Below are 21,602 nucleotides of genomic sequence, written 5' to 3'. Positions count from 1 at the left end.
ACGAAGCCCGTTCGTCTGGCTTTGGTATGTACGGGGTATTTTGAAAAAATGACGTTGAGCTACAACTTTTGGATACCGACATACTGTCCCTGACGAAAATTTAAACCATTTTTCAGGATAAAACCGCTACCGGATGCTTTCCTGATAGAGCTGGTCGGTAAACGCTTTTACGAATCAGTTCATTTACCTGAAAACTTTATTATCTGCAATGAAGCTAAATCGCTGGTTGTGCCTGTCTTTGTTTTTCTCAACGCCAGTATGGGCGCAGTCCAATCTTAAACTATGGTACTCGAAACCCGCTGCGGTCTGGACCGAAGCCTTACCCATTGGCAATGGGCGGATTGGAGCCATGATCTTCGGGAAAGTAGAGGATGAACTCATCCAACTCAACGAAAGTACCCTGTGGTCGGGCGGGCCGGTTTCCGGAAATGTCAACCCCGAATCGCCGTCGTACCTGCCTCAGGTCCGGCAGGCCCTCGACCGGGAAGATTATAAGCAGGCCGTTACGCTGGTGAAAAAAATGCAGGGTCTTTATACCCAATCCTACATGCCGCTGGGCGACCTGTCCCTGAAACAAAACTTTAACGGAGCCACGCCAACCGGTTATTACCGGGATCTGGATATTCAGAAAGCCATTGCCACAACCCGCTTTTCGGTCAATGGCGTTACGTATAAACGCGAGTTGTTCACCTCTGCGCCCGATGGCGTGATGGTCATTCGCTTAACCGCCAGCAAACCCGGTCAGCTTAGTTTCGATGCCTCGACGAGCAGTCAGTTACGAACCGAAAACATGCGTGGAAGCAACGGTGATCTGGTTATGAAAGGCAAAGCACCCGCCCAGGTCGACCCGAATTATTATAACCCCAAAGACCGCGAGCACGTTATCTATGAAGACGCCACGGGCTGCAAAGGAATGCGGTTTCAACTGCGGCTGAAAGCCCTGAATTCGGGCGGTACGGTGCAGACCGACAAAGCCGGTATCCACGTTCGTAATGCGTCGGAGGTACTGCTGTTCGTGACGGCTACCACTAGTTTCAACGGCTACGATAAATGCCCGGACAAAGACGGTAAAGACGAAAACAAACTGGCCGAAGACCTCATCCGCAAAGCTACCGCCAGCAATTACCAGACGCTTCTCAACCGGCACGTAGCTGATTATCAGTCTTATTTTAACCGGTTTTCGTTTCAACTTACTGATACTACGGCTGTCAATAAAAACGCGGGCTTACCCTCCGACGACCGGCTGGAAATGTACAGCAAGGGTGTTTATGACCCCGGCGTTGAAACGTTGTATTGCCAGTATGGCCGCTATTTGTTGATTTCCAGTTCGCGGGTGACCGATGTGCCCGCTAACCTTCAGGGCATCTGGAACAAGGAACTGCGGGCACCCTGGAGTTCGAACTATACCATCAACATCAATACCCAGATGAACTACTGGCCGGTTGAGGTAACAAACCTATCGGAACTGCACCGGCCATTACTGAGCTTCATTGGTGAACTGGCCAAAACGGGAGCCGTAACCGCCAAAGAATTTTATAATATGAAGGGCTGGGTGGCGCACCACAACACCGATATCTGGGCCATTTCCAACCCCGTAGGCGACAAAGGACAGGGCGACCCTAAATGGGCCAACTGGAACCAGGGAGCGGGTTGGCTGAGCCAGCACCTGTGGGAGCATTACCGCTTCACGGGTGATAAGAAATTCCTGCGCGAATCAGCTTACCCAATTATGAAGGGGGCCGCTCAGTTTTATCTCGACTGGCTCATCGCCGACAAAGATGGCTACCTGGTGGTGTCGCCGTCGGTATCGCCGGAGAACGATTTCATCGATTCCAAAGGACAGCCCGCGTCGATTTCCACCGCGACAACTATGGATATGTCCATCATGTGGGATTTGTTCACCAACCTGATCGACGCATCAACGGCTTTGAACATCGAGCCGGACTTTCGGAAGCTGCTGATCGAGAAACGAAGTAAATTTTATCCGCTGCACATTGGCCATAAAGGAAACCTACAGGAATGGAATAAGGACTTTGAGGATGTCGATCCACAGCACCGGCACGTATCGCACCTGTTCGGCTTGCACCCCGGTCGGCAGATTTCGCCCATCAGCACGCCCGAATTTGCCGCTGCGGCTAAAAAAACGCTCGAACTCCGGGGCGATGCCGGAACAGGCTGGAGCCGGGCGTGGAAAGTGAACTTCTGGGCCAGACTGCTCGATGGCAACCATGCGTATATTCTCCTGCGTGAACTTCTGCGCTATACCAGCCAGACGAATACCAATTACAGCAGCCAGGGTGGGGGCGGAACTTACCCGAATTTCTTCGATGCTCATCCGCCATTTCAGATCGATGGTAATTTTGGCGGTACGGCGGGCATGGCGGAGATGTTGGTGCAGAGCCATCTGGAGGCCATTCATCTGCTGGCGGCTTTGCCGGATGCCTGGCGGGACGGCCGCGTTTCGGGCCTGCGGGCACGGGGTGGATTTGAGCTGGCCATGCAGTGGAAAAATCGCCAGTTAACGACCGCGACAGTCAAATCCCTGAACGGCGAACCCTGCACAATCCGAACGAGTCGACCGATTCGTGTAAAAGGTATCAAATCCGAATCGAAAGCAACCAATTTAGGCTACGTTACAACGTTTAATACAAAGACCGGTGCAGTGTATGAACTAACTGGCATGTAACTTTGTAGGTAAAGCCTTCTTAAATCAGGTTAAATCATGTACCGTAAATTTTTCTGCTTACTGGTCGGTCTGCATCTCTATGCGCTGAGCACGTTGGCACAATCGAGTGAACTGCCTTACTCAACCGTGAATCTCCAGAATCTGGCCGATTTCAAACCAACCGGTTCGAACTGGAAGATCGTGGGCGATGTCTTTTACGACCTCAACAAAGAGGGGAAAGGGACGACCAAAACCGGAATAGGGGTGCTGGTCAATGATCTGTCCGGCAAGAGTAAAGAGCAGCTTTTTACCAAACTGGAACACGGCGATCTGGAACTTGACCTCGACTTCATGATGGAGAAAGGGTCCAATTCGGGCATTTATCTTCAGGGGCGATACGAGGTTCAGTTGTTTGACAGCTGGGGTGTAAAAGTGCCCAAATCGAGCGATTGCGGGGCCATTTATGAACGCTGGGACGACAAACGACCCGATGGGCAGAAGGGCTACCAGGGGCATCCGCCAACCCAGAACGTAAGCAAGGCACCGGGACTATGGCAGCATTTCCATATCGTTTTCCGGGCTCCCCGCTTCAACCAGGCGGGCGAGAAAATTGCCAATGCGCGGTTCCTGAAAGTGATTATGAATGGTGTTACCGTTCAGGAGAACATTGAAGTGCTGGGACCAACGCGTTCGGCTGGTTTTCAAGACGAAAAACCCACAGGGCCGCTCATGATCCAGGGCGATCATGGGCCGGTGGCGTTTCGGAACATCCGCTACAAAGCATACGAAACAGAACTCGTTACGCTGTCGGATCTCAAGCTGAGTGCTTACGAGGGTAAATTTAAATCGGTGAGCGAGTTGGCTTCTCTGGCGCCTAAACGGCAGATGGCCATCGATATACTGGCCCATCAGGCACCCGGCAGCCGCGACAATTTTGCCGGTAAGATTACGGGAACCGTCCACATTCCCCGTGCTGGCGAATACGTGCTGTCGTTGCAACTGCCCTGGATTCCGGCGGAGGTGAACAAAACCGTGCGCAATGGGGCCGGTGAGCTGAAAATTGCCGGTAAAAAAATCTTGTCTATCGACACCGAAGATGGCGGTAAGGCATCGGCTAAGGTAAGCCTGCAGGCGGGCGATTTTCCGATCGAGCTGGCCTACTATAAGAATTTTGGGCTGTGGTACGCTCGTAGTAACGACATTACGCTGGCGGTAGAAGGTCCCGGTGTTCCGTACATGGCCCTCAACCAGATGATCCGCACGGAGGAGCCCGTCGGTGAGATTTCATTGCTGGCAAAAGACGAACCCATCATGCAGCGGGGCTTCGTTAACCACCACGGCATCAAGCACACGCATACGATCTCGGTGGGCGAACGGGGGGCGGCCAATTACACCGTCGACCTTCAGAAAGGGCAGTTCCTCCAGATCTGGCGGGGAGATTTTCTGGAAACGACGCCCATGTGGTACGGGCGTGGCGAAACGCAGTTATCCGTGCCTATTGGCAGCGTAATCGAGCTTGCGGGTAAGCCATCGCTGGCTATGCTGGCCAATCAGAATACCGCCTGGCCCGACTCCAATGCCACGTACACGAACCTGGGATATGATGTCGATAAAAACGGCCGACCCGTGTTCAAATACACCCTGGGGAGCGCTTCCGTTCGGGAGTCGTTTGCCGCCGAGGACAATGGCCGGAAGCTGGCGCACTCGTTTACCATAACATCGGGAACGGCTGGCAACGGCGAAATCTGGTGTCTGGTGGCCGAAGGAGCCGACATTCAGCAGTTGCCGAATGGATTATATGCCGTAAACGATAAGCAGTATTTTGTTGAACTGCCGGGAAATGAGAAACCCCTCATCCGGAGCACTCCCCGGAATACCAAAGAGCTGTTGCTGCCGATCAAAACGGCAACTAATACGGGCAGTGCGAATTATTCAATTATCTGGTAATCAGTCAACGTTTTGATTGTCCCTTTCATGCAACGTAATCAATCAACCATACATCATTTTGCCAGAATGGCCCTGTTGGTCGCTGGCCTTGCCTGGTTCGGCCAACCGGCTGCCTGGGCGCAGATTCAGTCCAAAACCGGGCTACCCGTTAGCTCCAGCAGCAAACAACCGGCACCAACCCCTAAAGGGCTGGCTAGAGTAGAAGCGGACCCCGAAAAAGAAGACGATTTCTACAAACTTATTTCGCTACCCGTTCCGGAAGATATTATCCTGGAAGTTGGTGGGATGGTTACCCTGCCCGATGGCAATCTGGCGGTCTGTACCCGCCGGGGCGAAGTCTGGATTGTTTCGAACCCCTACATTAGTGGCTCAGCCCGGCCCACCTACAAGCGGTTTGCCTATGGGCTTCACGAGCCGCTGGGACTGGCCTACAAGGATGGCGACATCTACGTAACGCAGCGTAGCGAAGTAACCCGCCTGCGCGATACCGACCAGGACGGACGGGCTGATTCCTACGATAAAATGTATTCCTGGCCCTTATCGGGCAATTACCACGAGTATTCCTACGGGCCGACTTTCCTGCCCAACGGGAATATGCTGGTTACGCTGAACGTGGGCTGGAGCAATAGCCTCGGGCATGGTGTGAGTCTGGTTCCCTGGCGCGGCTGGACGCTGGAAATTACCCCCGATGGTAAAATGATGCCCTTTGCGGCCGGGATGCGCTCTCCGGCAGGCTATGGCATGAATGCCGCCGGTGATTTTTTCTACACCGAAAATCAGGGTGACTGGGTTGGATCGGGTCGTATTTCGCAGGTGGAGAAAGGTGATTTTCTGGGTAATGCCGAGAGTTTACGCTGGACGGGCCTGCCGGGTTCGCCCCTCACCATTAAGCCGCAGGATGTGCCCAACACCGGCGAACCGCTTTACGATGTTGCTAAACAGTTTACAGCCCTGAAAGCCCCTGCCGTCTGGTTACCCCACGGTATTCTGGGTATTTCGACATCGGGTATGTTGCTGAATAATACCAAAGGCGGTTTTGGTCCGTTCGACAATCAGCTTTTTGTGGGCGATCAGGGGCAAAGTATCGTATCCCGCGTTGATTTTGAAAAAGTGAAGGGCAAGTACCAGGGCGTCGTTTTTCCCTTCCGGGAAGGATTCTCGTCGGGTGTACTGCGGATGGTGTGGGGCCACGATGCATCCATGTTTGTGGGCATGACGAGCCGGGGCTGGTCGTCGACCGGAAAAGAACTATTCAGTTTGCAACGGGTGGTCTGGACGGGTAAAATGCCCTTCGAGATGAAAACGATCCACGCCATGCCGGATGGGTTTGAGATCGAATTCACCGCGCCCGTCGATCAGGAGCTGGCGGCCGACCCTGCTTCGTATAAAGTAACGGGCTTCAACTATAAATACCACGCCACCTACGGCAGTCCGGTGATTAATCGGGCGGGCTGCCCGATTCGGGGAATCGTTGTCTCCAAAGATGGCCTGAAAGCCCGTCTGGTTGTGGACAGTTTACGGCTGGGCTACATTCACGAGATTACCACCGCCGGTATCCGCTCAACTACCGGAAGGAAGCTGTTACACAACGTGGGCTATTATACGCTGAATAATGTTCCAGATGGCGAAAAGCTTGCCGTTGCTCCGTTGCCCGCCAGGCATGACCACTCAGGCATGGTAACGGCATCGACCTCAACGGCACCGCCCGTGGGTCGTAAAGCTACGGGCCTGAAAACGACCTCGGCTAAACCGGCCGGTGTGGTTAACGCTTCGGGTAAGGCAGTGGCCAAGCGAATTACTGAGATGCCCGCTTCCTGGGGTGAGCCGGACTATACGATCAATGTGGGAACCAAACCCGGCCTCAAATTCTCGACCGAGCAGTTTCAGGTGAAAGCCGGTAGCAAGGTGCGGGTTGTCTTTAATAACGAAGACGACATGCTTCATAACTTCGTGGTAGTAATGCCCGGTTCGGCTATTCAGGTGGGCGAACTGGCTATGAAACTGGGACTGGAAGGACAGGAGAAGAACTACGTCCCGCAAACGGATAAAGTACTGTATCACACGAATCTGCTCCAGCCCAACACCAACGAGTCGATCTACTTTATCGCCCCCGATAAACCCGGCGACTACACATACGAATGTTCCGTGCCTGGTCACTTCTACGTAATGCAGGGGACCATGAAAGTAGTGAAGTAGTTGCTGGTTAATGGTTATTGAGTTAATGGTTATTAGTTATTGAGTTACTGAGTAAGACGCTGCTAGTCAAATTCCATCAACTGAATAACTAATGACCATTAACCAATAACTAATAACTAAAACTCCGGTAGGTATACGCTGAAGGTGGCCCCCTGGCCGAGCTGGCTGCTGGCACTGATGGCTCCCCCGTGGTTAGCCACTACTTTCTCACAAATAGCCAGACCGATACCCGTTCCAACAAATTCGTTTTTGCCATGGAGCCGCTGGAATACCTGAAAGATCCGGTCAACGTACTTCTCCTCAAAGCCAATCCCATTGTCGGCCACGTCGATTCGATGGTAGGCTTTCGTTTGCTGGGTTGGTTTGACGGATGCGGGTAACTGCCTGGCGGGCACTCGTTCGGCGCATACGCGAATAACGGGGCGCACGTCTGGACGGCGGAACTTTAACGCATTACTCACCAGGTTCTGAAATAACTGCTCCAACTGCGACTGGTCACCCTGGAGGCCCGGTAGTGGATCGATTGCGATAATTGCGTTTGTTTCCTGAATGCGCAGGTCCAGATCATTCAGCACATTTTTGAATACAGCCGCCAGCGAAACCGGCGCAATCGTATCCTGTTGAGTTGAAATACGAGAGAAGCTCAGCAGATCACGAATGAGCGTCGACATACGACTAGCTGCCGACTGCATTCGTTCGAGGTAATTAACGCCATCGCCCAATTGGTCGGCATAGCGGTTTTTGAGCAGATCACCGAATTGCTGGACCTTCCGCAAAGGTTCCTGCAAATCATGGCTGGCTACATAGGCAAATTGCTGGAGATTACTATTGGACCGGTTCAATGCCTGGTTGCTAATTTCCAGCGCTGTATTCGTTTGCGCCAGTTGCTCGTTCTTTACCTTCAACAGCTTCTCCGTCTCTTTCTGGGCCGTTAAGTCCGTTAGAATAAGACTCAGGCAATCTCCGCCATCCAACTGCATCGGCGTTACGGACAACTGGCAGGGCACGCGTTTACTAGTGGTAGTAGTCACCAAAAGCTCGGCTTTGTGATTTCCAGTCCAGCCTACTTTAAAAAGAGTATCGAATGCTTCCTGAGAGTGGTCGGCAACAAACTGCCGGAAGGATAAGCCAAATACTTTGGTAAGGGGTAAATCGACCATAGCTGCAAAAGCCGAGTTACTGTATAGAATAAGGCCTGACCGATTAAGGGTTACGGCCCCTTCGTTCATTGTTTCAATAAAGATACGATAGGTCTGATCGGCCGTTTTGAGCGTGTAGAGTTCATGCCCTTCCCTTCCCTGAACTACCAGCGCATCGATCTGGCCAGTTCGAATGGCCTGAATTGTTTCCGTTGCTTCGTCAAGTTGCCAGCGCAGGCTTTCATTTTCGGCCAGCAGTTGCTCATATGTTTTCGCCCCGTTCATCCTCTCAATTAATAATGCCTAAGCCTGATAAAACTTTTTTTGTGTCGGACAGGTCGCCTATCAACCTGCGTTCCGGGAGGGGTAAACGTTTGATCAGTAAGGGTAGGGCGATGAGCTGCTCTCGCTCGGCGAGTGTTTTTTGCTGATGAACATCAATAATTTCCAGCGAGTATTTACCCGGCAAATACTGTTCACAAATTTGCTTGATATTGGCAATCGCCCGTACCGAATTCAGAGAAATGCCGGTTACAAATAATTGTAAGACATAATGCTGACCTTCATCTTCCGGGTCAGTATTCTCCTGGGTTGGTGATTGATTGATCATTTACTTAATAGCCGGGCGAATATTCAAGCCTACCAGCACTTTCTCTTCATTCGATAAGTCGCCGATAATCTTCCGAATAGGTTCAGGTACTTTTTTTACAAGGGTTGGTACCGCAAATATCTGGTCGCCTTCTGCCAGTTGTGGTTTTACCAGCAGGTCAATGACCTCAATCAGGTATTTACCTTTTAGATGCTCTTCGCAGTACTTTTTTAAGTTCGAGAGGGCAAGTTGGGATTTAGGGGTATTACCAGCAATGTAGAGCCGCAGCTCCCACGTTTCATCGTTCGTTTCCATTCATTAAGTAAGTAATCATAAGCATTGGATTGCTGGCTATTCGCCCGAGCGGTTATTGGCTGACGATCAGCGGGTCATCCCATGACAACTAACCTTTGCGCTATTAAACAGTATTCAACGAGCCAGAAATGAATTATTCGTTGTGCCGACTCCGGGTCATCTGCTCCCGATTTTTCTGCATCACTTCCTTCCGTAACTCATCCTCAATGTAGGTCTTGTTCAATTCGTCCTGGACAGACTCAAATTCCTCTTTCAGGCTGGCAATCTTCGATTCCAGAATCAATTTTTTACGCTCAATTTCGCGGTCTTTCCGGGTGGTCGCGTATTCGCGTAAGACAATGCCCGTTTCTTCAAGCAGTTGCTGGGCTTCCCTCGCCGAACCGGTCAGAACCCCCTCCGAGCCAAGGTAAACATCAACCAGGTCGAGCCCTTTGTCGGTAATGATAAACTCCCGTACCTGATTGGAGTGTTTCATTCCCCTCGATTTCATGACATACAAGCCCCGGTTTCGTTCCCCATTGAACTCTATGTCTTTTACCAGTAACCAGGCGTCGACCAGCGACGAAACGCCTTCGTCGGTCTGCTCATTGATGACATTGTTGAGCGTCAGGGCCGTAAATAGAACCGTAATTTGCTCGGCCTGCAAAAAGTCGATTAACCGGATCAGCATCGATTTTACGTCACTCACCGTGCCAACAGTAATCAGATTGGTAATCGGGTCCAGAATAACGACCGATGGTTTAAATTCTTTTATCTGCCTGTGGATCGCTACCAGGTGCATTTCCAGCCCGTTCAAGGTAGGGCGGGAAGCCTGAAACTTCAACAGGCCTTTATCGATGTGCGTCTGAAGGTCGAAACCAATGGAGCGCATGTTGCGGATGATCTGATGCGAAGACTCTTCAAAAGCGAAATAGATACACCGTCTGTTTTGCAGGCAGGCTTCGTTGGCAAAGCTGGCCGCAATACTTGTTTTACCCGTACCAGCGGTGCCCGAAATCAGAATACTGCTACCCTTGAAAAAGCCCTGCCCGTCCAGCATTTTATCCAGCGCCGGAATCCCGGACGATATGCGATCAGACGATACCGGATGATCCAGCGTCAGGGAGGTGACGGGCAGCACAGAAATGCCTTTCTCATTGATCAGGAACGGGTACTCGTTCGTGCCATGCATAGACCCCCGGTATTTGACGATGCGTAGCAGCCGGGTCGAAATCTGGTTGCTCACCCGATGGTCCAGGAGTATAACGCAGTCCGACACGTATTCTTCCAACCCGTGTCGGGTCAATGTACCATCGCCCCGTTCGCCGGTAATGATGGTTGTTACTTTCCGTTCTTTAAGCCACTCGAAAAGGCGCCTTAATTCTGCCCGGAGAATTCCCTGATTGGTCAGACCGGAAAACAAGTTTTCAATGGTGTCCAGAACGACCCGTTTGGCGCCTATCTGATCAATGGCATAGCCGAGCCGGATAAACAGCCCATCGAGGTCATACTCGCCAGTTTCTTCTATTTCACTTCGTTCGATATGAACGTGATCCAGCCTGATGAGCTTATCCCGTTGTAATTGATTCAGGTCAAACCCCAGCGAGGCTACATTTTGGGCCAACTCTTCCGATTTTTCTTCAAAAGCCATAAAGACCCCCGGTTCATTAAATTCGAGGGCACCCCGTACGATAAATTCAATAGAAAAAAGCGTCTTACCGCAGCCAGCGCTACCGCAAATTAGGGTTGGACGGCCTTTCGGTAATCCACCTTTGGTAATTTCATCCAAACCTGTGATGCCGGTCAGCGTTTTAGGGAGAGATGATAAATAAGAATTTGACGTGTTAGCTGTTTCTAAACTCATTTACGTACAAAAAGGAGGAACGACTTTTACTGTTGACTTAGTAAAAAAAGTATCCGAATCTAACAAATAACAGGCTTACAACTGTTCGTTTTGACAATATTGTGTCTTTGTTAGTCGAACAGGGTTAAAAGTTTATGCCAAACAAGATAGTATATATACTATTAATCATGCTGAATAGTTTGAAGATCTGACCAGATCGAAGCCTGGAAGCAGGGGTTAATCAGGTCAGCCGTGGTTACAACTTAACTTTCAATTGAATAGAATATTTAAACTATTTTTTAACTAGAATAGTGATCTATGAAGATAGATAATCCATAACAAATTTAGGTGTTGACCGATACTACATCAGCGAGAGCTGGGTACAAGTGATGAACTTGTACCCAGCTCTCGCTGATGTAAAACGCATATTATGAAGCAGCCGGACGCTTACCCTTGACCGGCTCAGGTTCCAGAGGTAACAAACAGTTTTAATTGCAACTGGTCATTCTGCTTGAATTGATCCCCAAGCGCAGACCGCTGAAGTAACGTCCGAATTGTATAACCACCTTGAGGAGTTGGAACTCCAAGCAGGAGCGGTTGAGTAAGTGCTTTTTTCTTGATGATCTGGCCAATGTAATAGGTCAGATCGATCGTATAACTATCGGTAAACAGGATAGCTAACGGATCTACGAAGTAGTTGCCACTAGCAGCTTCACCTCCTGAAATACCACCCGGTATCGAAGCAATAAATTCGTTCTGATTATTGGTCTGGTACAGTTGCAGACTCGATAAGGGCGGACTATTGTCGCGTCTGTCGAGCCGAACGGAGTTGATGACTAAAAGTGCTCTGTTCAAATCGGCAAGGTTCTCTGGCCGGAAAAAATCATTCAGGTAGGGAAATTCGACCCGGGTTTGCAAACCGGCACCCACCGAAACAAAGGTCGTATTGTTGGTCAGGGTACTGCTAACAACGTCGGATTTGCTTTTCAGCGCGCTTAGTGGTGTACCGCTGCGGTCATTGATTATCTTGGTGAAATGCAGCGATGTAATCGGGAACAGAAGGGTAGCGGCCGTGCGATTCAGGTCTGTATCGTGGTAATACATACGTAAGCCACTAACGGTGCTGTTCGTCGATAAACCGAGCATTGTATTGGCCGTAGACGTGGAGGTCATGGCAAAACCTGGCAGGAAATCGTTCAGGTTTATGTTGTTGGTAATCTCTCCGCTAATCAGTTTGTTAAATAGGTTCTGCGCCAGAGAATCCGGCATGCGAACCTGCAGTTGACGAGTACCGCTCAGTGGACGAGGCAGAAACGAACGTTTGGCAATTGGTTTGGCCGCGTACCCAACCGAACTGGTGTTGTAATAGAACTGGGCCGGCATGGGTCTGTTCAGCAGACTGACATTCAGATCAAAAGTCGATGTTGTATCACCATAGACAAAGGAGTAGCCGAATTCCAGAACCAGTGAATCCAGTCGAAAATTTGTCTGGGATACTAACGAATTGGCGGGGTAATCAATAGCCGCAAACGATTGAACGGTTTGCTGTCCGGTTTGCGCGTCCTTCCAATAACCAACCGCTATATCCGGCTCAGAAGAGCCTGATGTCAGGAATGAATCGGTCCGCATAACTGTGGAGGTTTTCACCGTCATGGAGTCAAGGGAAAAAACCTGCAACTGCTGCGGATTTATAACCGACTGACCCACGTTGAGATCGCCCGACTGACAACCAAATAGCACGATACCGGTTAGCCAAAGCAAACCGGCGTACCAGAGAATACGCATAAGCAAATAATTCAGGGAATTTTTACGCCCAACTGGCGTAGTTCGTCATTCGTCAGGGTAGGCAGGGCCTTATCCTTTTGTATTTTCTCCACTACCCGTTCGCCAACGCGCTTTGCTTCGTCTTCGGAAGCAAAGCCTACGATTCCGGGCTGACCCGGAATCGTAGGCTGATGAATGAGCAGCTTGCCATTAGTTACGATTGAATAGCCCCAGCCACCGGTTGTTGCAAAAACCTCAACCGTATACGGATTCTGACGCTGGTAAACGAGCCTGACCGTTAAAATTGCCAGTACCAGTAACACCAGAAGTAATCCTTTCCGGACCAGATTTGACTGCATCGATGGGCCAGCTTTTTTCAATGAGCTATCCTGCACCTTACTTAGTTAATAACCTGTTCAATGGTTGGATCGAAATCCCACAGATCGTCGAAACGGCTCGTACCGCTGGCGCTACCGGTAGTTACGTATCCTTTGTTGCCAATGGCGAAACCAACCGCGTTCTGGCGGGGTGAGCCTTCAAACGAGCCGAGTTGTGCCCAGATATCAGTGGCTGGATTGTACTCCCAAACGGCTACGTTATCGCCAAGGGTTACATACCCTTTTCCGTTGATGGCAAACCCAATGCCATAGCTCCGCTGAACGGCCTGGTCGGTTAGGAAGTCAAGCTTCTGCGTCCACGTATCCGTAGCAGGGTCATATACGTACCAGTCGCGCTGGGCAATGCCATTGTTGTTTCCGGTGCCCGCATAGGCCTTACCCTCAATCACAAAAGCAACACCGCCAATGCGTTTTTCACCACCGTAGCTGGCTACTTTGGTCCAGGTATTGGCCGTTGGATCAAAGGCCCACATGTCTTTCAGGTAGTTGCCATCATTGCCGGTAGCTACATATCCTTTGTTGCCAATCCCGAAAGCAAGCGAACCATAGCGGGCGGTTCCACCAAAATCAGCCACCTTAACCCAGAGGTTAGTGGTTGGATCATAGCTCCAGAAATCCTTCAGCCTATCGCTGTTCAAATTGATGCCAGTGCCGATATAGCCTTTGTTACCAATGGAAAAACCTACGCCCGAATAACGGGCTAAGCCACCGTAGTTAGCTTTTTGGGTCCAGGCGTTTTTGGCCGGATCATAAGCCCAGAAATCCTGAAGCCGCTGGTTGCTGCCATCGAGGCCGGTACCCATGTACGCAATATTATTAATGACAAAACTGGAGGCACCGGAACGGCCTACGCCTTCGAATGCAGATCGTTTTGTCCAGTCGCCCAGAGTCGACACTGTAGTAGAACTATTACAGCCGATCAGCAGTCCCGCCCAGCCGATGGAAAGGGCACCCAGCACCCAGTTTATCCGTTGCTGTTTTTTGCCTGTCTTGGTTACGGGAGAGAGCGATGCCTCCTGGAGTACAGATTGCGGCTGGGAGTTGGTAGCCGAAAGAAATCGAAATGGTAAATGAATCATGAACAAGAGCGTAAACGAACGAACTAAAACGTAAAGTTATACCAATTTGAGTTAAGAACGATGATTTTGCCATCCCGGCGGGGATGAGTTAGCCCGGAAAGAAGCCTAAACGTATCACAAATGAGGTAAACTGGACAACCTTCAGCGTGAATGGGGACTCAAAAGCGTTCTGCAAAATTACGTCAAACAGCCCTTACATACCAACGAGCTACTTTCATAAAAATTCTTAATTATTGGCGAATAGACGAAGCAAACAAATAAGTAAGACGACTACCACACAAGGACCCGCCTGATGTGGTAGTCGTTGGAATCGTGCTAAAAAAAAGCAATTATAATTTCAGACTCTTGATGTCCCGTATCATGGATTGACCACCGGCTTTCCGTTGAATCGACGAACCCATCTGGATGAATGGGTTCCGCACAGCTGCCCGGCGTCCGCCCGCTACATTGCCCGAAATCTGATTCAGTGCTTCGTTGAGCATCGGTTCGTTCGTATCGCCCAGGGGCAACAGTGGCGACGTTTCATCTACCTCAACGTTGGGCGTAAATCCAGTTGCGTAATCGGACTGGCCCAGACTGTTGTACGACTTGAACACAATGGGCTGCATTCCCCATTTAATCTTGCCCGTCTCGTCGGCAATGGTAATTGACCCAACGTTTTTGCCATGGGTGGTTGTTCCTATCGTCGTGACGGGCATGTACGGACGCAGACCGTTAATGATCAATTCACTGGCCGAAGCAGTTAAATCTGTTGTGAGCACAAATACCCGCGACAAGTTATTGCCGATGTTCTGGGGTTTGTCGAGGAAGTTCTGAATGTTGAAATTACTGCCCCACTCCTGTTTTAAATAGGGCGTGACGGTGCTGTTCCACTCTTCGCGGAAGTAAAGTTTATTGGAACTGACACCCTTCCCGATCAGGCTGGCCAGATTGGCGGAAGACGACGTATAACCGCCTGGGTTATAGCGCAGATCCAACACTAACTCATTTACGCCCTGGGCTTTGAAGTTACTGAATATGGCATCGACCTGCGCGTCATATTCGTTGGCATTACTGCCATTGGCACCGCGAACAAACTGGTTGTACACCAGATAGCCGACTTTTTTGGTGCCAACGGTATAAATAGAATCCAGGAACACCGGATTTTCCTGAAACACCGTTGCCGTAACATTACGGGTTTGGTCGGAGTCTGCGATCGTTGTACCACTCACTGTACCCAGACCATACGTAAAGGTCGTGCCAGTGAACAACAGGTCCGAGTAATTTGTGGTGGTCATTAACTGACCGTTCACTTTCGTAATAATGTCGCCCCGTTTCAGGTTTGCTTTTTCGGCCGGAGAGCCGGGCAGTACGTACAACACCTGGGCAATGACCCCGCTTGACCCCCGCAAATACAGGTTAAAATCCATGCCGGTCGTGACCGATTCGCCACTCAGTTCCGCCGTTAGCGTGTTGGCATCGTTTTCTATCCACGAAAAACGGTCGCCATCCGGGTTCGTGGTCGCGTTGAATTTGTTCAGGATCGAGTCGAAGAATACATCGGGCGACAGGGTCGTGTCGGGGTTAGCCGGGATTTTGTCATTCCAGTAATATAAATCCCGCATATTGGCCAGTATCCAGTTGTCTACCGTACTGTTCTCGCTGGCTGCGGTTGTGGTCGTTTTTGGAGTTACGTCATCGGTTGTTTTTTTACATCCCGACAAAGACCCGATAAAACCAAGCAGCGCTACTGCCACAAATGATTTGTTTTGCTTGAAAACCTGATTTAAGGAAGCCCGCCGGGCTTTGTTCACAACGTGTTGTTTCATAGAGTTTTTAGGCGAGCTGAAAGAACTACCTGCCTACTCTAGTTTACGTATCACAAATGCTAAATGTTGCAGAAGTATACAAAAGAAACATGATTTAATTGGCATTTAACCCCTTTGATAAATACTAGTTGTGATTGTATTTACTAGTATAGTGATGTGGTAGTCTTTTCGGTTGTGGGCAGGGCATGTTTAGTGTATGAAGATAAGACTATAGGCTAGGGGATACCCTAAGATTGGCTTTAAATCAGGGATTTATAAAAAAAGTTGCTATACAATTCGCTCATTTATATCGTTTAAAGGGTATAATTCGTCCATGTTTGTTTTATATCTTTGACAGACTAATCAACGATTGTAGTAACTATTCCTGTGGAAAGACGTAATGCGTTAAAAACAATGGCGGGTGCCCTTGGCGGGCTTGTAAGCCTACCTGCCTGGGCAAATGGCTGGACGGCCGAAACTGTCCATTCACCCCAACAGATCCTCTCCCGAAGCCAGACCGACCTGCTGGCTGAATTTGTCGAAACGATCATTCCGACAACGGATACGCCGGGAGCAAAGGCCCTCAATGTACATCAGTTCGTGCAGAAAATGGTGGCCGACTGCTACCCGAAACCATCGCAGGAGACGCTTCAAAAAGGGCTCGATTCGCTGGATGGCCTGGCTAAAACCTCGTTTGGCAAGCCCTTTGCAGACGGAAACACCGCTCAGCGCACCGCCCTGCTCACTCAGTTATCAAAATCGTCGGATACCGCTCAGAAAGACTTTTACTCGCTGGTGAAGGGTCTAACCGTTCGGGGCTACATGACATCGGAATACGTCATGACCAACCTGACCCATTACCAGTTTATTCCCGGCCATTATTACGGGTGCGTTCCTGTTCAACCCAAGGCTGTTTCACAGACCAAATAAGTTGACTTTGCCAGCTTTCTTTACCTTAATCGGCTGGCAACGCTCAACGACTAACAAACCACGATAAACATGTCTTATTTTAATATAGATGCTCAGGCTCTCAACACCTACGACGCCATTGTCATTGGCTCGGGCATAAGTGGAGGATGGGCCGCCAAAGAATTGACCGGAAAAGGATTACGGACGCTCGTTCTCGAACGCGGTCGTGATGTCCGGCATATTACCGACTACCCAACAACCAACACCCAGCCCTGGGAATTCGAACACCGCAATCAACTCCGGCGGGAGGTCAAAGAAGCCAACCCGATCATCAGCAAATGCTACGCGTTTTACGAAGGTACCGAGCAGTTTTTCGTGAAGGATGCCGAGCACCCGTACATTCAGGAGAAACCGTTCGACTGGATTCGGGGCTATCAGGTGGGCGGCAAGTCGCTGATGTGGGCGCGGCAAACGCAGCGGTGGAGCGACTTCGATTTTGAAGGCCCCGCCCGCGATGGCTTTGCCGTCGATTGGCCCATTCGCTACGCCGATATTGCTCCCTGGTACAGTTACGTAGAACGCTTTGCCGGCATTTCGGGTAATAAAGACGGACTGGCGACGCTGCCCGATGGCGAGTTTCTGCCCCCGCACGAGTGGAACTGTGTGGAAAAGCATTTTCAGAAAAAAGTAGCCGGGAAGTACAAAGACCGGCACGTTATTATGGGGCGGGCGGCTCACATCACCAAGCCGCAGCAGGTGCACTACGACCAGGGCCGGGCGCAGTGCCAGCACCGCACCATTTGTGAGCGGGGTTGCCCGTTTGGTGGCTATTTCAGCAGTAACTCATCGACCATTCCCTGGGCGGCAAAAACGGGTAAAATGACCCTTCGGCCTAACTCGGTCGTGCATTCGATCATCTATGATGAGAAAAAAGGCCGGGCAACCGGGGTGCGGGTGGTCGATTCCCAAACCAAGAAGATGACCGAGTATTATGCCCGGATTATTTTCCTGAATGCAGCCGCGCTGAACTCGAATCTGGTGTTGCTGAACTCAACCTCCACCCGGTTCCCCAATGGCCTGGGCAACGATAGCGGTGTGCTGGGTAAATACGCTGCCTTCCACAACTACCGGGCGGGTATTTCGGCGGAATACGACGGTGAACTCGATTCAACAACCGACGGACGTCGGCCCAACAGCCCATACATTCCCCGTTTCCGCAATGTACTGAAGCAGGAAACAAACTTCCTGCGGGGGTATGCCGCCGGTTTCTCGGCCGGGCGTAGTTCGTATTCGGATCAGAACGCCGTGGGCGCTGATCTAAAGCAGAGCCTGCTCAACCCAAAACTGGGCGGCTGGTATGTGGGTTCGCACATGATGGGCGAAACCATTCCGAAAGAAAGCAACTACGTAGCGCTCGATTCGTCATTGAAAGACCCGTTCGGGATTCCGCAACTGAAGATAGCCATTGCCTACGACGACAACGACGATAAGATGGTGAAGGATTATCAGGAGCAGCTTACGGAGATGTTTACCGAAGCGGGCTTCAAGAATATCCGCGTTCGGGATAGCCACGCCAGCCCCGGCCTCGACATTCACGAAATGGGTGGCGTTCGGATGGGAAAAGACCCTAAAACGTCGATGCTCAACAAGTGGAACCAACTGCACGCCGTTAAAAACGTTTTCGTAACGGACGGCTCCTGCATGACCTCCACTTCTACGCAAAATCCGTCTCTCACCTACATGGCACTCACCGCTCGTGCGGCCGACTATGCCGTGAAGGCCATGAAGAAAGGTCTGGTGTAGAGTAACTTATTCTTTGAGACGCACAACGCCATACGTATATGTACGTATGGCGTTGTGTTTTTAATGGATTTTTTATTACATAAAACGACTGCTTCCGTACCTTTAGCTATTGAAAGCACGGGTACTTGGCCCGTTGCCCGTTAATCGATTTCTCTACATGAATCAGTCCACTAAAATTACCCGCCAGCAGTTTCTTAAGCTTGGTGCTTTAGCAACATCGGCTGTTTTTCTGCCGCAACTGGATGCGTTTGCAGCCTCGTCCAAAAAAGTTGGTTTGCAGTTGTACACCCTGCGTGACCTGATGGCTAAAGATCCTGAAGGAACCCTGCGAAAAGTTGCCCAGATCGGCTATAAAGAAGTTGAACCGTTTGGGTATTCGGATGGGAAATTCTTCGGTAAAACACCCAAAGAGTTTGCTGCCCTGATAAAAGAGTTGGGCATGACAGTACCCAGCGGTCACTACATGACGGGCAAAACGATGCCCAAAATGAAAGGAACACTGACGAACGACTGGAAGCGGGCCGTTGACGATGCGGCTGCCATTGGTCAGAAGTACATGGTTTGTGCGTATCTTTTTCCTGAAGAGCGGACCAAACTGGACGAATACAAAGCCTTTGCTGATCTCTTCAATAAATCGGCTGAGGTGTGTAAAGCGGCCGGAATTCAGTTTTGCTACCACAACCACGACTTTGAATTCCAGGAACTTGGTGGAAAAATTCCCTACGACGTCATAACGAGTGGTACCGATAAAAATCTGGTTAAACTCGAACTCGATCTATACTGGGCAACCCGGGCCAATCAGGACCCCGTCGCGTTATTCAAAAAGCACCCCGGACGGTTCCCGCTTTGGCACGTGAAAGATATGGAGAAAACACCCGAGAAGGCGTTTGCACCGGTGGGTACCGGCTCTATTGATTTTCAGCGCATTTTCGATGCAAAGAAAACGGCAGGTATGACTCACTACTTTGTGGAGCAGGATGTTTGCAAACTGCCACCTTTGGAGTCAATTGCCATCAGTATCAAAAATATTGATAAGCTGAAAGTATAAGACGCTTGTTGGCAGGACCGTTTGGCCCGTGTTCAGGTTCCAGACCACAGAATACGGGCCAGATAGTTCTGAAAGATCGAGCCAAAGTTGTTCTGATCAGATTGGGAGCGTTACGGTTAGTGTTGTGCCCACGTTGAGCTCACTAGATAGGTCTATTTGGCCCCCCATAAGCCCGACGTATCGATTTACGATATGAAGACCCAGACCGGTCCCCTGAATAGTCGATACGTTTTTGGCCCGGAAAAATCGCTCAAACAGATGTTTCTGGTCTTCCGGGGATATACCAATTCCCTGATCCTGAACGATCATTGTCAATAGTTTATCCGTACAGGAGATCCGTATCGTGATGACAGTGCCTCCGCCCGAATATTTTACGGCATTGGAGAGCAGGTTGATGAGGATTTTTCGGAATAGGGATGGGTCCAGTAGAATAGTACCCACGCATGAGAGAGCCACCTCAATCGTTTGCCTGGGCTCCAGTGCATCCTGAATGTAGTTTACGGTTTCACCGACCAGCTGCGACAGATCGACGGCAACAGGATGTGCGTTGATCTGCCCTTCCTGAAGTTTTTCCAGCGACAAAAACTCTTCCAGAATATCGTTGAGGTGTTTGACGGCAGTTTTTATCCGTTCGATATGTTTTACCTGCCTGTCCTGCTGGTTGTCAATTTCGGCATACTTCTCAAGGAGCGACGTAGAGGTCAGAATTGTGGTTAAAGGGGTCCTAAATTCATGGGAGGCCATAGAGACAAACCGGACTTTTAACTCGCTCAATTCCCGTTCAACAGCCAGTGCCCGTTCCAGTTCATTTCTTGACTGCTCCAATTCACTAAGCGTTCGGGAGAGCGCTTGTGTCCGGTCGGCTACTTCCTGTTCCAGTTCAGCGCTGTAGCGAGCCTGTTCTTCAGCCCGCCGTTGCTGAGTAACGTCAACAAACGTAATGATTGCACCCGTACCTAATTTTGAAATGACTGAAAAGATGACCTTGCCGTCGGGACTTTTTGTATCACGCCGAACCGTCTCGCCGGTTCCTACGACCCTGTTCAAAAGCTCGATCATCTGGTCCGCATTTCCCAAATGGTTAATGGAACGTACTGTCTGGTCTGGAATCTGGTACCACGATGCAGGTAGCGAACTTTTTGCCTGCTCGTTAAAATAAGTATACCGAAAATCAGTTATTCGTCCTGTTTCATCGCGAACGGGCTCGGTTGTCAGGATACCGATCTTCACCGACTCGCTGATGCGTAGCAAAAGATTGCTCTGTTGCAGACTGGCTTCTTCGGCCAGTTTTCGGGCAGTTATGTCTACATACGTAAGCATTAACCCGTCGCCGAGTGGTACGCCTACGATGTTGTACCATTTATTCAACGGCAAATAAAAATACTCAATTTCAAACGGGATACCCTTTTCGCAAACATTCGTGAAGCGGGTCATGGTTGCAGGAGTTACTGACTCCGGAAAAACATGCGTAAGCAGTTGACCGGTTACATTGGTTGAACCGCTAATCAACTCCTGACCGACTCGATTGATCTGTACAATGCGGAAGTCCGTTATATCACCCGTATGGTTTCGAACCGCCTGATAAACGATAATGCCCAGTAAGGTTGTCGAAAATACACGCTCCAGCAGGGTGTCTTGCTTCTCACGTTGAACTTCAGCTTCTTTTCGTTGAGATATATCGGTATAGGTAACGACAATAAACTCCTCAAATTGACGGAGAGACGCTTTTAGCCAAATGTAAACGCCATCCGTTCGGTAGGTGAACACTTCCCGATCGAGCGGTTGACCGGTTTCACTGATCAGTTTAAGTGCTTTGAATCGTTCGTCATGGACTCCTCCAGGAATCAACTCGCTGAATAATTGGCCGATAACATGATCGGTGGAAAAAGATAGGATTTGAGAAGACAGCTTATTGGTCATTATTAACCGGAAGTCTATAGGAGCGCCCAATTCATCGTAAACAGTTTCAAAAACACTAATAGCGTCGGGCGAAGCATCCAGAATTCCTTGAAGCAATAATCTGGTTTCCATGTTATGCACGGTGTAGAGAAAAAGAATAGCGGACTTTGATAATGTAAGAGGATTACTGTATGAGGCAGGATACGGATAGTTAAATGTAGTGAAATAGGTAAATAATCAAA

The 21,602-nt window shown here is 50.0% G+C and carries 15 protein-coding genes; 6 read left to right on the top strand and 9 right to left on the bottom strand.

Going from position 1 to position 21,602, the window contains the following annotated elements:
* Positions 1-208 precede the first annotated feature (208 nt).
* The 3 genes from CRO74_RS09560 to CRO74_RS09550 all read left to right on the top strand — a co-directional run bounded on the left by CRO74_RS09560 (position 209) and on the right by CRO74_RS09550 (position 6,808).
* A complete protein-coding gene (locus CRO74_RS09560; protein WP_097125719.1) occupies positions 209-2,686 on the top strand; it encodes a glycoside hydrolase family 95 protein in 2,478 nt (825 codons plus the stop codon).
* 36 nt (positions 2,687-2,722) lie between these two features.
* Positions 2,723-4,612: a 3-keto-disaccharide hydrolase gene (locus tag CRO74_RS09555; RefSeq protein WP_097125718.1), complete on the top strand. Its 1,890-nt coding sequence runs from the start codon at positions 2,723-2,725 to the stop codon at positions 4,610-4,612.
* 66 nt (positions 4,613-4,678) lie between these two features.
* Positions 4,679-6,808 (top strand): plastocyanin/azurin family copper-binding protein, encoded by a 2,130-nt coding sequence (locus CRO74_RS09550; RefSeq protein ID WP_245877793.1) that lies wholly within the window; start codon positions 4,679-4,681, stop codon positions 6,806-6,808.
* A 116-nt stretch (positions 6,809-6,924) separates the two neighbouring features.
* Here CRO74_RS09550 and CRO74_RS32215 read toward each other — a convergent pair whose 3' ends face one another.
* From CRO74_RS32215 to CRO74_RS09510, 8 genes are all read right to left on the bottom strand, one after another.
* Positions 6,925-8,232 (bottom strand): sensor histidine kinase, encoded by a 1,308-nt coding sequence (locus tag CRO74_RS32215; protein ID WP_097125716.1) that lies wholly within the window; start codon positions 8,230-8,232, stop codon positions 6,925-6,927.
* 4 nt (positions 8,233-8,236) lie between these two features.
* On the bottom strand, positions 8,237-8,557 hold the full coding sequence (locus tag CRO74_RS09540; RefSeq protein WP_097125715.1) for a circadian clock KaiB family protein: 321 nt from the start codon (positions 8,555-8,557) through the stop codon (positions 8,237-8,239).
* Positions 8,558-8,851 (bottom strand): circadian clock KaiB family protein, encoded by a 294-nt coding sequence (locus tag CRO74_RS09535; RefSeq protein WP_097125714.1) that lies wholly within the window; start codon positions 8,849-8,851, stop codon positions 8,558-8,560.
* Positions 8,852-8,984: 133 nt separating this feature from the next.
* The gene (gene kaiC, locus CRO74_RS09530) at positions 8,985-10,694 is read right to left on the bottom strand and encodes a circadian clock protein KaiC (protein WP_097125713.1); all 1,710 of its coding nucleotides are present in this window, start codon (positions 10,692-10,694) and stop codon (positions 8,985-8,987) included.
* A gap of 441 nt (positions 10,695-11,135) precedes the next feature.
* On the bottom strand, positions 11,136-12,458 hold the full coding sequence (locus CRO74_RS09525) for a DUF4270 family protein (protein WP_097125712.1): 1,323 nt from the start codon (positions 12,456-12,458) through the stop codon (positions 11,136-11,138).
* Between the two features lie 11 nt (positions 12,459-12,469).
* Positions 12,470-12,796, bottom strand: coding sequence for a DUF4907 domain-containing protein (locus tag CRO74_RS09520; RefSeq protein WP_097126079.1), 327 nt, complete (start codon positions 12,794-12,796; stop codon positions 12,470-12,472).
* Between the two features lie 41 nt (positions 12,797-12,837).
* The gene (locus tag CRO74_RS09515) at positions 12,838-13,914 is read right to left on the bottom strand and encodes a Kelch repeat-containing protein (protein ID WP_097125711.1); all 1,077 of its coding nucleotides are present in this window, start codon (positions 13,912-13,914) and stop codon (positions 12,838-12,840) included.
* 329 nt (positions 13,915-14,243) lie between these two features.
* Positions 14,244-15,722 carry a S41 family peptidase gene (locus CRO74_RS09510; protein WP_097125710.1) on the bottom strand — a complete coding sequence of 493 codons (1,479 nt, stop codon included), beginning with the start codon at positions 15,720-15,722 and terminating at the stop codon, positions 14,244-14,246.
* A 393-nt stretch (positions 15,723-16,115) separates the two neighbouring features.
* Between CRO74_RS09510 and CRO74_RS09505 the strand changes: the two genes are divergently transcribed.
* The 3 genes from CRO74_RS09505 to CRO74_RS09495 all read left to right on the top strand — a co-directional run bounded on the left by CRO74_RS09505 (position 16,116) and on the right by CRO74_RS09495 (position 19,461).
* Positions 16,116-16,631, top strand: coding sequence for a gluconate 2-dehydrogenase subunit 3 family protein (locus CRO74_RS09505; protein WP_097125709.1), 516 nt, complete (start codon positions 16,116-16,118; stop codon positions 16,629-16,631).
* A 69-nt stretch (positions 16,632-16,700) separates the two neighbouring features.
* On the top strand, positions 16,701-18,413 hold the full coding sequence (locus tag CRO74_RS09500; RefSeq protein ID WP_097125708.1) for a GMC oxidoreductase: 1,713 nt from the start codon (positions 16,701-16,703) through the stop codon (positions 18,411-18,413).
* Positions 18,414-18,570: 157 nt separating this feature from the next.
* Complete coding sequence (locus tag CRO74_RS09495) at positions 18,571-19,461, top strand: sugar phosphate isomerase/epimerase family protein (protein WP_097126078.1); 891 nt, start codon at positions 18,571-18,573, stop codon at positions 19,459-19,461.
* Positions 19,462-19,557: 96 nt separating this feature from the next.
* On the opposite strand, the gene CRO74_RS09490 is transcribed toward CRO74_RS09495, so the two are convergent.
* Positions 19,558-21,492 carry a sensor histidine kinase gene (locus CRO74_RS09490; protein ID WP_097125707.1) on the bottom strand — a complete coding sequence of 645 codons (1,935 nt, stop codon included), beginning with the start codon at positions 21,490-21,492 and terminating at the stop codon, positions 19,558-19,560.
* Positions 21,493-21,602: the final 110 nt, after the last annotated feature.

The organism is Spirosoma fluviale (assembly GCF_900230225.1).
GTDB classification, from domain to species: Bacteria; Bacteroidota; Bacteroidia; order Cytophagales; family Spirosomataceae; genus Spirosoma; species Spirosoma fluviale.
Note: the sequence above shows the minus strand (reverse complement) of the source record. Positions and strands in the feature narration are given on the sequence as shown.

Coding starts and splice junctions, on each gene's coding strand:
- CRO74_RS09540 (WP_097125715.1), bottom strand. CDS start 8,557: ATGATCAATCAATCACCAACCCAGGAGAATACTGACCCGGAAGATGAA.
- CRO74_RS09510 (WP_097125710.1), bottom strand. CDS start 15,722: ATGAAACAACACGTTGTGAACAAAGCCCGGCGGGCTTCCTTAAATCAG.
- CRO74_RS09555 (WP_097125718.1), top strand. CDS start 2,723: ATGTACCGTAAATTTTTCTGCTTACTGGTCGGTCTGCATCTCTATGCG.
- CRO74_RS09505 (WP_097125709.1), top strand. CDS start 16,116: ATGGCGGGTGCCCTTGGCGGGCTTGTAAGCCTACCTGCCTGGGCAAAT.
- CRO74_RS09535 (WP_097125714.1), bottom strand. CDS start 8,851: ATGGAAACGAACGATGAAACGTGGGAGCTGCGGCTCTACATTGCTGGT.
- CRO74_RS09550 (WP_245877793.1), top strand. CDS start 4,679: ATGGCCCTGTTGGTCGCTGGCCTTGCCTGGTTCGGCCAACCGGCTGCC.
- CRO74_RS09490 (WP_097125707.1), bottom strand. CDS start 21,492: ATGGAAACCAGATTATTGCTTCAAGGAATTCTGGATGCTTCGCCCGAC.
- kaiC (WP_097125713.1), bottom strand. CDS start 10,694: ATGAGTTTAGAAACAGCTAACACGTCAAATTCTTATTTATCATCTCTC.
- CRO74_RS09520 (WP_097126079.1), bottom strand. CDS start 12,796: ATGCAGTCAAATCTGGTCCGGAAAGGATTACTTCTGGTGTTACTGGTA.
- CRO74_RS09560 (WP_097125719.1), top strand. CDS start 209: ATGAAGCTAAATCGCTGGTTGTGCCTGTCTTTGTTTTTCTCAACGCCA.
- CRO74_RS09495 (WP_097126078.1), top strand. CDS start 18,571: ATGAATCAGTCCACTAAAATTACCCGCCAGCAGTTTCTTAAGCTTGGT.
- CRO74_RS32215 (WP_097125716.1), bottom strand. CDS start 8,232: ATGAACGGGGCGAAAACATATGAGCAACTGCTGGCCGAAAATGAAAGC.
- CRO74_RS09515 (WP_097125711.1), bottom strand. CDS start 13,914: ATGATTCATTTACCATTTCGATTTCTTTCGGCTACCAACTCCCAGCCG.
- CRO74_RS09500 (WP_097125708.1), top strand. CDS start 16,701: ATGTCTTATTTTAATATAGATGCTCAGGCTCTCAACACCTACGACGCC.
- CRO74_RS09525 (WP_097125712.1), bottom strand. CDS start 12,458: ATGCGTATTCTCTGGTACGCCGGTTTGCTTTGGCTAACCGGTATCGTG.